12 protein-coding genes are annotated in these 13,002 nt (G+C 63.3%); all 12 read right to left on the bottom strand.

What is annotated here, in order from left to right:
- Window positions 1-46: 46 nt before the first annotated feature.
- On the bottom strand, window positions 47-991 hold the full coding sequence (locus HU767_RS15320) for a peptidylprolyl isomerase (RefSeq protein WP_186729876.1): 945 nt from the start codon (window positions 989-991) through the stop codon (window positions 47-49).
- Complete coding sequence (locus HU767_RS15315) at window positions 988-1,467, bottom strand: YbjN domain-containing protein (RefSeq protein WP_186729875.1); 480 nt, start codon at window positions 1,465-1,467, stop codon at window positions 988-990. Before HU767_RS15315 ends, HU767_RS15320 begins: the two co-directional genes overlap by 4 nt.
- A gap of 22 nt (window positions 1,468-1,489) precedes the next feature.
- Window positions 1,490-2,137, bottom strand: a complete 648-nt coding sequence (locus HU767_RS15310) for a DNA repair protein (protein ID WP_186705752.1) — start codon at window positions 2,135-2,137, stop codon at window positions 1,490-1,492.
- Window positions 2,138-2,152: 15 nt separating this feature from the next.
- Window positions 2,153-3,844, bottom strand: coding sequence for a putative porin (locus HU767_RS15305; protein ID WP_186729874.1), 1,692 nt, complete (start codon window positions 3,842-3,844; stop codon window positions 2,153-2,155).
- A 41-nt stretch (window positions 3,845-3,885) separates the two neighbouring features.
- Complete coding sequence (locus HU767_RS15300) at window positions 3,886-4,590, bottom strand: TonB family protein (protein WP_186729873.1); 705 nt, start codon at window positions 4,588-4,590, stop codon at window positions 3,886-3,888.
- Window positions 4,591-4,592: 2 nt separating this feature from the next.
- Window positions 4,593-5,018, bottom strand: a complete 426-nt coding sequence (locus HU767_RS15295; protein ID WP_003201710.1) for a biopolymer transporter ExbD — start codon at window positions 5,016-5,018, stop codon at window positions 4,593-4,595.
- Window positions 5,019-5,028: 10 nt separating this feature from the next.
- Complete coding sequence (locus HU767_RS15290; protein WP_186729872.1) at window positions 5,029-6,828, bottom strand: MotA/TolQ/ExbB proton channel family protein; 1,800 nt, start codon at window positions 6,826-6,828, stop codon at window positions 5,029-5,031.
- A 17-nt stretch (window positions 6,829-6,845) separates the two neighbouring features.
- A complete protein-coding gene (locus HU767_RS15285; protein WP_186729879.1) occupies window positions 6,846-8,450 on the bottom strand; it encodes a ShlB/FhaC/HecB family hemolysin secretion/activation protein in 1,605 nt (534 codons plus the stop codon).
- 26 nt (window positions 8,451-8,476) lie between these two features.
- Window positions 8,477-9,079 (bottom strand): transposase, encoded by a 603-nt coding sequence (locus tag HU767_RS15280; protein ID WP_186729871.1) that lies wholly within the window; start codon window positions 9,077-9,079, stop codon window positions 8,477-8,479.
- A gap of 559 nt (window positions 9,080-9,638) precedes the next feature.
- A complete protein-coding gene (locus tag HU767_RS15275; protein ID WP_186710444.1) occupies window positions 9,639-10,436 on the bottom strand; it encodes a transglutaminase family protein in 798 nt (265 codons plus the stop codon).
- Window positions 10,433-11,383 carry an alpha-E domain-containing protein gene (locus HU767_RS15270; protein WP_003201699.1) on the bottom strand — a complete coding sequence of 317 codons (951 nt, stop codon included), beginning with the start codon at window positions 11,381-11,383 and terminating at the stop codon, window positions 10,433-10,435. Before HU767_RS15270 ends, HU767_RS15275 begins: the two co-directional genes overlap by 4 nt.
- Window positions 11,384-11,386: 3 nt before the next feature.
- Window positions 11,387-12,796, bottom strand: coding sequence for a circularly permuted type 2 ATP-grasp protein (locus HU767_RS15265; protein WP_186710447.1), 1,410 nt, complete (start codon window positions 12,794-12,796; stop codon window positions 11,387-11,389).
- Window positions 12,797-13,002 lie beyond the last annotated feature (206 nt).

The raw sequence follows: 13,002 nt of genomic DNA, 5'->3' as shown, positions 1-13,002 counted from the left end.
CCCAGCGGGAGCAAGCTCCCTCGCCACGAGTTAGGTATGGACCTCACTAGAGCCCCTCCTCCAACACCTTGCTCAACTGCGCGCCATCGATGCTCAACGTTGCCGTGTCGAGCATGCCATCCAGGTATGCCTTGGCGATTTGTTCCTGGCGTTCGGCGCGCAGGGCTTGGGTCAGGCGTTCGCGGACTTCGTCCAGGGTCGCTTCCCGGGCCGGTTGCTGTTCGGTGAGCTTGATGACATGGAAGCCCGCCGGGCTCTGCACCGGGTCCGACACCGCGCCGACTTTCAAGCGCGCCACGGCTTCACGCACAGGGGGAACCAGTTGCTGCAACGGCTGATAACCACTGTCCCCGCCCCGTTCGGCACTGGTGCGGTCCTGGGAAAAACGACTGGCCAGGGCGCCGAACTCGGCCGGCGACGCCTGGGCCTTCTTGCTCAGCTCCAGCGCTTGCCGACGCACCGCCTCCACGGTCTGCGGTTCGGTGGCTGCCAGGAAAATCTGGCTGACGCGGTACAGCGCCGGCGCCGTCCAGTTGGCTTTCCCTGCATCGTAGGCCTGCTTCAACTCGTCTTCACTGGGGTAACCGGCCGGCACCTGGCTAACCGACTGCAAGTAATCCCGAAACACGATCTGCTCAGCCGCCGCTCGGGTCTGGCGCTCCACCTCGGGGCGCTGGCGCCAGCCCTGGGCATCGGCCTGTTCCAACACGGCTTTTTCCGCCAGGCGCGCACGGATCCAGCCTTCCAGCGCAGCCCGATTGCCACGCATTTGCTGGCGAACCTCGGGGGCCAGCGCAGCCAGCAAAGCCTTGAGTTCGTCGGGGCTGACCTGCTGGTTGCCCAAGCGGGCCAGACTCGGCGTGTCGGCCGAAGCAACACTGGCGGTCTGCACCGCGGCGACCGGATCGCTTCCCGGCCGCAGGCCCAGCACCAGCGCCACGGCGATCAGGCCCAGCGCCGCGGCGCTGATGACGACGGTCGGCTTTTTCACGATGCGACGGCCTCCTCCAACGGCGCCTCGACGGGCTCGGCCGGGGTTTGCACCCCCGCCGCGTTCTGGCTGTATTCACGCAGGAAGACAATGAACTCCTGTAACAGGCGGTCCCACAGTTCCAAGTGGCTGCGCAGATGATCGGCACTCACGCCCGCCGCGACGACCACGTCCATTTCCATCACCAGGAATTCGCCCTGCAGCGACAACCGGGCAAAGCGCCGCGACGCGTTCCACCGTTCAGCCAGACCGGCCGGCAATTCGCCCTGCACCCGCAAGGCACAGCTGAAGGTGAAGTCCAGGTATTCGCTCGCCGTCGCTGCCGGATTGCCGAATCGCACGGCAAAGCCGATGCCCTGGCTGGCGCTGAGCAGCTGCACAATGCCGTTCTGCTCGGTTTCGTTGACCCGATAACCGGCGGCCTGCAACAACTCGGTGAGGGATTTTGCGCCGACGTATTCAATCATTGCGGTCATGTTCGGTTCTTCCTTGTACTGTTCAGTGAGTAATCGAGGCCTGGGGCGCATCGAAACGGTTCTTGTAGAGATCATCGCCAAACCCTTGGGCCAGCTCTTCGAAACGCACCCGGGCCTTGGCCGCGAACGGCTGGCGGATCTTCACGATGTCGGTCACATCGATGGTTTCGTAGGCATGCAGCAGCGTCTTGGCGACTTCGTACATCTGCTGATTCTTGACCGAACATTGCTGCACTTGTGTGTCACGCTCGATCAATTGCCCCTCCAGGCGGGCGCGCTCGGCCTCTTTGCCACGGGCCAGGGCCAGCAGTTCTTCATAGGCTTTCTTGAACTTGCCGACTTGCTCGTTGCTGGCCGCCACCTGGGCCTGGGCCTGGCTTTGCAGGCTTTGCTGGTGCCCGGCCAGTTGCTCGGTGAGGGCCTGGGCCTTGCTCAGTTGCGCGGTCAATTGCTTGATCTGCGCCTGGGCGTCCTTGGCCTGGTTCTCTGCAGCCTGGCGGGCAGCGCTGGCCTGGGCCTGCTCGCTCTGCAGGGCTTGCAACTGCGCGGTAGTGCTGCGCAATTGTGCCCGCAAGCGCTCTTCCAGGCCTTCGCCGTGAGCCATGCCGCTGAGCAATAGGCCCAGCATCAGCAACGCGGCCGGGCATTGATAATTGGCTCGCCTTTTCATGAGGCCTCCCAGCGCTTAGAAGCGCGTGTTGATTTCAAGCTGCAAGACATCGATGTCGTACGGCGCGCCGTACACCGCTTCGGAACTCAACCAGCGGCCGGTGGCAAAGACGTTGCTTGCCAGGCCATAGTTGCCGCCCAGGAAATACCCCTTGGCATTGGTGCCCCCCAGATGGAATGACGAATCGTTGAAGCCGTCCGGCAAGGCGTCCGGCTGGATGTACTTGTAGCCGGCGAACAGGTTCCAGTCGCCCTCGCGCTTGAGTTCCAGGGAGTTGCCAAGGGTGAACTGGAGCATCCAGGCGTTGGCGCCGCTTTCCACCTCGCCGTTTTCGTCCAGGTTGTTGGCGAACTGCCCTTCCGAGCGCTTGCGCATCTCGCCTTCGTCGTAGCCGAGGTTGTGGACGTAGTGGGCCTGGCTGCGCAGCTTGAGGTCTTCAGGCAAATCGGTGTCCCAGGCGACGTTCAGGTCCAGCAGGTTGAACTCCGAGGCAAGGCCGACGTATTGCGGCTGCGGCGTGGCAGACGGGTTGAGCGGATTGGGCGTGATGTCGCGTAGCAGGAACACGGTGTTGCCCTTCTGCATGAACGCCACCCGCGAACCGTCGCTGTCGCAGCCTGGATCACCGGCCCAGGGCTCGCACGGCGAGGAACGCTGGCCTTCGATGTCGTCGAAGCGGTAATAGGCCATGGCCCCCTTGATCCGGTTGCTGTCGTTGATGGCCCAGTTGGCCCCCAGTTGCGCACCGTACAGCCACTTGTTGTCGCTCTCTTCCTTGTCGCTGCCATTGCTGGTGCTGGTGTCGTTGGTGTACTCCACCGGGAACGCGCCGACAGTACCGAACACACCCCAATCCTGATTGAGCTTGTGGTTGAAATTCGCCGCCACGCCATCGAAGTTCAGGTCACCGGAATACAGCAGGTCGGTGGAGAAAAACGGGTTGGCGAAACGCCCGCCGGTCAGGGTCAATTCGTCCGACGGTTTCCAGTTCAGGTAGCCCTGGTCGAGCCAGATGTCTTTTTTGCCAAAGCCGCCGCCCAGGGTCTGGGTGGTGGACACCGGGTTGTTGTCCGAGCCGGTGCCGATGCGGATGCCCGCCGTCCATTGCGGGGCAATCACCGCCTTCATGCCCAGGCGGGCGCGCAGGCGGAACAGGTTTTCCCGGTCTTCGCGGGTGTTGAGCAACGGCGGCAGGCTGGAGCTGCTGTTGGGATTGACGTCGTAAGGCCCTCTGTCATTGAGTCGGGCGAAGTCGACGATCTCGTTGCTGTTGGTGCCCGAGTAATAGCGCGACTCATCCCGCAGGCGAATGTCGCCATCGAAACTGATGCGCGAGACCCAATCCGGGAAGGTGTTGGGCTGAGCCCAGTTTTCCTGCTTGGCGGTGGCCATGACTTCAGCCTTGACCTGGTCGCGGATCTGCTCACGGACGATGTTCGGCACGTATTGCACCCGCACATCCCCCGGCGCACCGGCCGGCGCAGCGGCTACTGCCGTGGCGGCCTGGCGGGCTTGCACGGCTTCGCGTTCGGCCTGGGCGATCAAGCCATCGGCCTGGTCCTGCTTCAGCACGCCCTGCTGCACCAGCAGGCGGATCAGATTGATCGTGGCGTTTTCCGACGGCGCCGGGGCGGCGGCCGCGTGTCCGGCCAGGCTCAAGACCACCAGGCCGATCGCCCACGACAATCGATTCACATTGGAAATCATCTGCACACAACTCCTGTTGGCGAACTTTTCTGGATATTCGATTAGCCCGGACGCTTTCCTTTAAATGTCATGCGTACAGGTATTTTCAGGGAGGCCGGTGGCCGTTCATTCAAGTGCCGCGAAGCACGCAGCGAAGCGATGACTTTCTCGTCGGTCTGTGGGTTTCCGCTGGACTTCGCCAGTTCCACTCGAGTGATTTCACCCGAGGCACTGACCCAGACATCGGCCTGCAATGTGAACTCCAGCTTGCGAAGCTCTGGGTCATCGCGCAGCAGGCGCTGAAAGGCAACCGCCATCATCTGGCCGTAAGTGGCATTCCCCAGCCCGCCGCCACCGCCGGTACCAGACATGCCCCCTCCCTTACCCGCGCCGATGTTGAAAGCGTCGTTGCCGGACTGGGCGTCCCCGTCCATTTGCATCGGGTTGGCCAAGTCATCCGCCGGTGAAGGCGGCGCCTCCTCCGGCTTGACCTCTTCGGGTTCCGGGGTCGGTTCGGGCTCGACCACCTTCTCCTCGACCTGGGGCTCCGGTTCCTTGGGTTTTTCCGGCGGCGGCGGGGGCGGCGGGGGCAACGGAATAATGGTCGGCACCTTCGGCGCTTCGCGGCGCACGCCACTCATGTCGTTGGCCCACTGCCACAGCAACCAGGCCGCCACAGCGCCCAACAGCAGGCCAGCGGTCCACTTGAGCAGGCGCAACGGCGCGGTCTTCACCGGGGACGGATCGATGGGAAGTCTGGCGGTCATGATCAGCCCTGGCTCGGTTTGCCGGTCACGAGACCGACCTGGGACAGTTCCAGGCGTCGCAACAGGTCCAGCACTTCAATGACTTTCTGGTACTGCACCGTCGCGTCGCCGCGCACGATTACCGGGAAGTCCGGGCTCTGGGCCTTTTCGATGCGCAGGCGCTCTTCCAGCTCGGCCAGGGTCACCGGATAGGCATCGAGGAACACCTGGCCGCCATCGTTCACCGAAATCGCCTTGGTCTTGGCTTCGGACAACGATACCGAGGCGCTGGCCTTGGGCAGGTTGATCTGGATACCCGACACCTGGGCCGTGGCCGTGAGGATGAACATCACGAGCACCACCATGAGCACATCCACCAGCGGTGTGATGTTGATGCTGTCGACTGCGGCATCATCGTCGTCATCGTGTGAAGCGTTTACGCTAGCCATGGCGATTCCCTCAGGCCGGTACGGACGATTGGACGTGATGGCCGCGGCGATGCGCCGCTTCACCGGACTGCCCTTCGCCGTGCATCTCCGCCAGGCGGGTGATGAACTCGTCGACGAAGACCCGCATGTCGGCGCTGACTTCCTTGTTGCGGGTGATCAGGCGGTTGTAGCCAAACAGCGCCGGGATCGCGACGAACAGGCCCATGGCGGTGGCGAGCAAGGCCGCAGCCATGCCCGGGGCGATGGCGTTGATGTTCACGTCACCGGCCATGGCCGTGCCGAGGAACACCACCATGATCCCCAGCACGGTGCCGAGCAGGCCGATGTACGGACCGCCGGCGATGGCGTTGGACAGGGTCGAGAGTTTCGAACTCAGCGCCTGGTTCTCCCGGGTGCGCACGCCGTCCATGGAGCAGCGGATCGCTTCGATGGTGGCCGCCGACACTAACGAGGTGTCAGCGCCCTGCTCGCGGCGGGTGCGGATTTCCTTGACCGCCACCAGGTACAAGCGCCACAGCGAAGAGTGTTGCAGGCGCTGGGCAAGGTCCTGGTCGTCGGCAAACATCTCCAGGCGTGTGCCGATCCGGGCGAACTGCTCGCGGAAGGCTTCGTTGGCGGCGCTGAGGCGGCTGACCATGCGATTCTTGCGGATCATGATGATCCACGACTGGAACATCATCAGCACCAGTACGCCGATGATCACCCACGCATCCAGCGGCACCGCGTTGAGCAGGAAACCCAGGCTGCCGAAACCGAAGCCGGACTGTTCCTCATCGACGCCGTAGGCCACCAGTTTCGACTCGGCGCCCTGGGCATTGGCGTCGGCCAACAGCAGCGGTGCCGGGCGGGCGACCTTGGACAGCCGCGCTTCGTCCATGGCACCGCTGAAAGGCGCGAAGGTGCCGGCGGAAACGTCAGCGCCCAAGGCCATCGGCGAATTCAATGCCGGCATCGCCACGGCGAGGCTCGCGGTTTCGCGCCCATTGACGTACAGCACGACGCGGTCGCCCGAGGCGGTCAACGCCAGGTGCTGCCACTGGCCGGGGTTCAGTGGTTGGGTCGAGACCGCACGCTGGTCGTTGATCGCTACGAACGGCACGCCCTGGTTGACACCCACCAATAGACTGGTGGCGGCTTCGCGACGGGCCAGGATGATCTGCTCACCACTGGCCTGGTCCTGGCGCAGCCAGGTGCTGAAGGTGAATGCCGCACCGGCGCTGTGTTGCAACGATGGGCTGGCGGGCAACAGCAACGGCTGGCCGTTGAACTGCAAGGCACGCCCGATCACCCCGTCGATGCTGACGCCAGCCGCACCCTGGGCGTTGTTGCCGTAGGCCGTGGTATCCCGGGGCGGTACGCCAGTGGCGCCGTCGAAGTGGTACAGCGCGGTGTAGTCCGGGTCGAAAGTCAACTGGCCGCTGCCCGTGGCCGGCGCCTTCTGGTTGCCGTAGTACATCCACAGGTCCTGGCGTTGGCCACCCTCCACATTCGGCACGTCGACCCAGATCAGTGCCATGCCCATCAGCGGGTCGAAGCTTTCGATCTGGTGATTGAGCACGGTCTTGTCATCGGCGCTGACGAAGCGCAGGTCCGAACCGTCGTCCTTGACGCCGTCGAAGGTGAAGTTGCCGGTGTGCAGGCGCACCAGCAACGCCGTGCGGCCCAAGGCCTGGGCGATGGCGGCGCCCTGGGGCGTGGTGTCCACGGAAATCTGTTTGCGATAGTGCCAATCGTCCTGCCACCAGGCATTGGCGGTCGCCGGAAGCACCAGCCCCAGGCAGATCAACAGGGATAACAATAAGCGTTGCATGGACATGACTCCTGGGTTCAAAACGTCGCTTGCAGGTTGAAGTGCAGGCGCGATTCCTGTTTCGAGGTGTTCGGCCCGTCGAGCAGCGGATAGCCCCAGTCGAGGCTGCCGGACAGCCATTTGCTCAGGCTCGCGCGTGTGCCGAGGCCGACGCTGGCGAGGCTGTAGTCGGCTTCCTGGTCGGGCAGCTCGTCGCGTAGATACAGCTGCGCGCCTTCGGCGAAGGCATAGAAGCGCCACTCCTGGACATAACTGCCGAGGAACTTGGCCAGGGACGGCGTGCGCAGCTCCTGGGACAGCAGGTAGCCGTCATCGCCGGTGCGCTCGGCCGCCAGGTAGCCGCGCACCGAGGTGGCGCCACCGGCGGAAAATTGTTCGTTGGAAACCAACGGCCCGGAGGCCAGTTGGAAGGCGGCCTTGGAGGCGGTCTGCCAGTCGTTGCCGAAGGTGAAGGTGTAATTGCCGTCGCCCTTGAGCACGGCGAAGCTGGGGCTGGCGCGATAGCGCTTATAGTCGAACTCTTCGTCGGAACTGCCATAGCCCAGCAGGCTGCGGGTACCCGCCACCAGGCTCAGGCCGAGGCCCAACTGGCTGTGTTCGGTGTAGCGAAAGCCGTTGTAGGCGAAGGTGAACGGCGCGTACTTGAGCGGCGCCTTGTCGCTGGCGCCGCCGAGGTTGAGTTCCTCCTCGAAGTCCTTGAAATCCACCCCGACTGAAAAGCTGTTGGCCCATGCCCCCGTGGATGGCACGCTGTAGATCGCCGACACCCCATAGGAATGGCCTTTGCCCAATACGTTGCTGCCGCCGACGGTGGCCACGTTGCTGTCGGATTGGTAACCGGAGAATTGCACACTCCAGCGTTCGCTCAGCGGCGCGGTGTAGGAACCCGACCAGACCTTGGCGTTTTCGGTGTCCTGGGGCGCGGTGAAGAACGTCAGGGAAACGCTGTGGCCCAGTTGCCAGAGGTTGTTGTAGCCCAGGCTCGCGACAGTGCGCAGCTTTTCGGTGTCGGCGCTGTAGTCGTTGTTCAGGCCCAGGCTGGCTTGCCAGGGGTTCTGGTCTTCGACCTGCAAATCCACGTCCATGGTGCCGGGGCGCTGGCCTTCGCGCACCAGCGGCATGACCTGGCGTCCCGGGGTTTTGTTCAACTGCGCCAGTTCGGTCTGAACCTGGGCAAAATCCGGCACCTCGCCTTCCTTGAGTGCCGGCACGTCCTCGCGGATTTCCACGGGAGAATAGTGCTTGGCACCGACGACTCGCACACGGCCGACCTTGGTCTCGCTGACTTGCAGGTAGACGATGCCGTCTTCGACTTGCTGCTCCGGCAACTCGACGAAGACCGATTGATAACCACGTGCCTGATAGGCTTTCTGCAGGGCTTCCCGGGCGCTCTCGATGTCGCTCAAGGCCTTTTGCGGACCGAGGAACGGGTACACCGCTTCCTCGATGGCCCGGGCATCGAGCACCGTGTTGCCGCGCACGAAATACTCGTTCACGTCCACCAGGCGCGCCGGCGCCGCTTCGGCCTCCTGCCCTCCTTCGGCGGCGATTGCCGACGGCCCCCCGACCGCCAACAGCAGCCAGCCCCACAGCGCTGGCCGCGATTTGAAGAAATGCTCCACACCACCCCCTGAATTCAAAGTACGGCTCAATTGCTTGCGGTCGATGTCGTGGCGTGCCGGGCCAGCCAGGTGTGCAGCAGCGCGAAGTTCAAGGAGAACTCCGGCATTTGCAGCAAGGCGCCACAGAACACTTCACCGATGACTTTCTGGATGAGCCGCACCGCCTGCGCATCGCCCAGCAGCGTGGCGAGGTCCTTGCTCAGGACGTTGAAGCTCCAGACCTTCTGGTTCAGGTCCAGGCCGACAAACCAGCGGAACAGCAGGTTGTAATTGAGTTGTTCGTAGAGTTGCTGCTCGCTGGGCACCGAATAGAGCAGTTGCAGCAGGAGGATGTGCATGGCGGTTTGCGGTGCGATCAGCATCTGGGCGCGGGCATTGAGGCCCTGCAGCACATCGCGATGGTCGTCCAGCAGGTCGTCGATCTGCGGACGCAGCAAGACCAGTGAATGGCCTTGCGGAATGTAACTGGACACTTCCTTGAGCGCGCCCTGCCAGTCATCCTGGGAAACGATCCAGACCCACGGCGCGCCGTAGCGATACACCGAGACCGGCTGCTTGCGCGCCGCCTCGACGATCTTCGACAGCCGCTGGTCAAGCTCCTGCATGCCCACTTTCGAATAACGTTCCATAGTCCCCATCGCCTCACTCCCGGCTTCGCGCCCCGGCTCCAAACGACCTGAAAGGTCCCCTCGAACACGTCACACAGGCATGACGGGAATGGCGATGTGCTACCGAACTTTTGTCATGAAAGCTTCATTTGAGAGGGTTTGGAGTGAGTGAGCTTTTTGTGGGAGCGAGCTTGCTCGCGATAGCGATGGGTCAGTTGGCGGTGATGTCGGCTGGGCAACCGTCATCGCGAGCAAGCTCGGCTCCCACAGGGGACTTGGGTGTTTCCAGACCTGATGCCGAGCACTCAACCCCGTGGCGAGGGAGCTTGCTCCCGCTGGGCTGCGAAGCGGCCCCAATAAGCTGCATGCGATCAGCCTGGCGCCACGCGGTGCTTGGTTTTGGGGCTGCTGCGCAGCCCAGCGGGAGCAAGCTCCCTCGCCACAAAGGCAGTTTGGTTGAGGCTACAAAACCCTATGGCCCTCCCACCGGGTTCTCGGATGGTCACAAGGTTTGTGTTCACCACCCACTCCAGTGTGGGAGCGAGCTTGCTCGCGATGAGGCTTGAGCTTCGGCGTGCCTTTATTGGTGTTGCACCTGCACCATCGAGCTCACCTGCACCCGCGCCTGCATCTGTTCGGCCCCGCCACCCCGGCGCATGCCTCGGACCGGGCAGGCGTCGAGGTAGTCCAGGCCGACCGCCAGTTTCAGGTGGCGGTCTGGAAGGGTCAGGCGGTTGGTCACGTCGAAGCTGTACCAGCCGTCGTCGAGCCAGGCTTCCGCCCAGGCGTGGCTCGCCAGGTGGCTTTCATCTTCGGTGCACAAGTAGCCGGATACATAACGCGCGGGAACGCCCAGGCTGCGGGCGCAGGCCAGGAAGGCGTGGGTGTGGTCCTGGCAAACCCCCGTTCCACCGGCAAACGCCTCGGCGGCGGTGCTGTTGACCGCCGTCGTGCCGGGGCTGTAGGGCATCCGCGCGGCCAGGCCGTTCATCAGATCGGTCAAGGCCGAACGATCCCGTCGCCCTGCGCATTGCTCGACGGCGAAGGCGCTGAGGGTCTCGTCCGCCTCGGTGAGACGGCTGGTGCGCAAGAACGGTAGCGGCGACTGGCTGTCCGGCTCCATCGCTATCGACTGATGGATTTCCACCTCGCCATAAGCCGTCAAGACCAAGGCACCGTGGGGTTCGTCCATGGTCATGACGTGAAGGATGTTGCCGTAAGGATCAAGCTGGCTGCGCACCAGTCGCGGCAGCTCCAAGTGCCACTCCAGGATGCGCTGGCGCTGGGTGTCCCGAGGCGTCAGGCGCAGGAACTGGATGCTGGTGCAGACTTCATCGGCGTAGCTGTAGGTGGTGTCGTGGCGTATGGACAGTTTCATACGACCTCCAGGTAAGACTCATGGACTGTCTGGCCCAAGTGGCGAATTTGTCCGATCAGGTCCGTCAGCCATTGATGCAGGCCCGAGGCCAGGATCTCGTCGATTCCGGAATAACGCAGTCGCGCATTCAGCTCGGCGGCCAGGCGTTGCGCTGGCCGGCCGTTGTTGCCCGGCAAACTGGCGAGGATATGGTCCAGTTCCTCGATACAGGCATGCAGCGAACGCGGGACGTCGGCCCGCAACAGCAGCATCTCGGACACCTGCTCGGCATTGGGCGCGTTGCGATAGATCTCGTTGAACGCCTCGAACGAAGACAACGCCCTCAGCAAGGCACTCCACTGGTAATAACCACGGGCCGAGTTGTCACTGACCTCCTCCGACTCCTCGCCGAACATCTCGTAGCGAGCATCCAGCAGGCGCAGGGTGTTGTCGGCCCGTTCGATAAAGGTCCCCAGGCGAATGAAGCAGTAGGCATCGTTGCGCATGATGGTGCCCGACGTCGCGCCCCGGAACAGGTGCGAACGCTCCTTGACCCACTCGCAGAAATGGCTGATGCCGTAGCGCCCCAGGCCATTGCTGGCGATGTTGCGCATTTCCAGCCATGTGGCGTTGATGTTCTCCCACATATCGGCAGTGATGCGCCCGCGTACCGCATGGGCATTGGTCCGCGCGGCGCGCAGGCAGCTGTAGATACTGCCGGGGTTGGTTTCATCCAGGGCAAAGAAATGCAGCATGCGCTCGGTGTTGAGCGCGTCATAACGGGCGTTGTAGTCGTCCAGCGTACCGGCCGCCAGCAGCGACATCGCCAGCTCGGCATGGCCATCGCTGCGCCCGGCCTGGGGCATCAGCGACAGCGAATAGCTGACTTCGAGCATGCGCGCCAGGTTCTCGGCGCGCTCCAGGTAGCGGGACATCCAATAGAGGTCCGAAGCAGTTCTTGAAAGCATGTCTTAGTCCTCCACTACCCAAGTGTCTTTGGTGCCGCCGCCCTGGGACGAGTTCACCACCAGCGAGCCCTCGCGCAGCGCCACACGGGTCAGCCCGCCGGGCACCAGGCGCGTTTCCTTGCCCGACAGCACGAACGGACGCAAGTCGATGTGGCGCGGCGCAATGCCGCTCTCGACAAAGGTCGGACACGTGGACAGGCTCAAGGTCGGCTGGGCGATGTAGGCTTCGGGACGGGCCTTGAGACGCGCGCGGAAATCCTCGATTTCCGCGGCAGTGGCGGCCGGCCCGACCAGCATGCCGTAGCCGCCGGAGCCCTGGGTTTCCTTGACCACCAGATCCGGCAGGTTGGCCAGCACATGGGACAGGTCCTGAGGCTTGCGGCATTGCCAGGTGGGCACGTTCTTCAGGATCGGCTCTTCGGTGAGGTAGAAACGGATCATTTCGTCGACGTAGGGGTAGATCGACTTGTCATCGGCCACGCCCGTGCCGACCGCATTCGCCAGTACCACGTTGCCGGCACGGTACACGGCGATCAGCCCGGGCACGCCCAGCATCGAATCGGGGTTAAACGACAGCGGGTCGAGGTAGGCATCGTCGAGGCGACGATAAATCACATCCACCTGCCGGGGGCCAGCGGTGGTGCGCATGTACACGTGGTCGTCGCGCACGAACAGGTCGGCCCCCTCCACCAGCTCCACGCCCATTTCACGGGCCAGGAACGCGTGCTCGAAATAGGCGCTGTTGAAGCGTCCCGGGGTCAACACCACGGCGGTAGGGTTTTCCAGTGGGCTCGAGGTCTTGAGGGTATCGAGCAGCAGGTTCGGGTAATGATCGATGGGGGCCACGCGCTGGGCGGCGAAAAGCTCGGGGAACAGGCGCATCATCATCTTGCGGTCCTCGAGCATGTAGCTCACGCCGCTGGGCGTGCGCAGGTTGTCTTCCAGCACGTAGTAGCTGCCGTCACCGTCGCGAACCAGGTCGACACCGGCGATATGGGCATAGATGCCCCGATGCAGGTCCAGGCCCTGCATCGCGATCTGGTAACCCTCGTTGGCGAGCACTTGCTCGGCCGGAATGATGCCTTCCTTGAGGATGTGTTGACCATGGTAGATGTCGGCCAGGAACATGTTCAGGGCCTGGACCCGCTGGATGCAGCCACGCTCGACCATTTGCCATTCACTGGCCTTGATGCTGCGCGGGATGATGTCGAACGGAATCAACCGTTCAGTGCCCTGCTCGTCGCCATAGAGGGTGAAAGTGATACCGGCGCGATGGAACAGCAGGTCGGCTTCGCGGCGGCGTTGCTCCAACAGCTCCAGCGGCGTGTCCGCCAGCCAGCGCGAGAAGGCTTGGTAGTGCGGGCGGCAGTCACCCTGGGCGTCATACATTTCATTAAAAAAAGCGTGGGGCATAGCCAACTCCCTGCCGCGTTCTACACGGCATTTCTTATCACTTCGTCATTCCGACGGTTCGGCCTTGCCTTGCTTTGAGCCCTGCTTTATCGAGTGCGGTCCTGGGATTCCCCTCTGTTTCTTCATGGATGGTGTGTCCTGGCCTGGGAGGCCGGCTTTTCAATGCTTAGCAAAGGGTGTGCCTAAGCGTCACGGCGTCAGGCTCT

Source organism: Pseudomonas sp. SWRI179, assembly GCF_014268705.1.
Classification (GTDB): Bacteria; Pseudomonadota; Gammaproteobacteria; order Pseudomonadales; family Pseudomonadaceae; genus Aquipseudomonas; species Aquipseudomonas zanjanensis.
This window is presented reverse-complemented; position numbering and strand designations above follow the sequence as displayed.

Bases quoted from the DNA above. Each gene is read 5' to 3' on its own strand.
- HU767_RS15315 (WP_186729875.1), bottom strand. From the start codon at position 1,467: ATGACCGCAATGATTGAATACGTCGGCGCAAAATCCCTCACCGAGTTG.
- HU767_RS15310 (WP_186705752.1), bottom strand. From the start codon at position 2,137: ATGAAAAGGCGAGCCAATTATCAATGCCCGGCCGCGTTGCTGATGCTG.
- HU767_RS15305 (WP_186729874.1), bottom strand. From the start codon at position 3,844: ATGATTTCCAATGTGAATCGATTGTCGTGGGCGATCGGCCTGGTGGTC.
- HU767_RS15300 (WP_186729873.1), bottom strand. From the start codon at position 4,590: ATGACCGCCAGACTTCCCATCGATCCGTCCCCGGTGAAGACCGCGCCG.
- HU767_RS15295 (WP_003201710.1), bottom strand. From the start codon at position 5,018: ATGGCTAGCGTAAACGCTTCACACGATGACGACGATGATGCCGCAGTC.
- HU767_RS15290 (WP_186729872.1), bottom strand. From the start codon at position 6,828: ATGCAACGCTTATTGTTATCCCTGTTGATCTGCCTGGGGCTGGTGCTT.
- HU767_RS15280 (WP_186729871.1), bottom strand. From the start codon at position 9,079: ATGGAACGTTATTCGAAAGTGGGCATGCAGGAGCTTGACCAGCGGCTG.
- HU767_RS15275 (WP_186710444.1), bottom strand. From the start codon at position 10,436: ATGAAACTGTCCATACGCCACGACACCACCTACAGCTACGCCGATGAA.
- HU767_RS15270 (WP_003201699.1), bottom strand. From the start codon at position 11,383: ATGCTTTCAAGAACTGCTTCGGACCTCTATTGGATGTCCCGCTACCTG.
- HU767_RS15265 (WP_186710447.1), bottom strand. From the start codon at position 12,796: ATGCCCCACGCTTTTTTTAATGAAATGTATGACGCCCAGGGTGACTGC.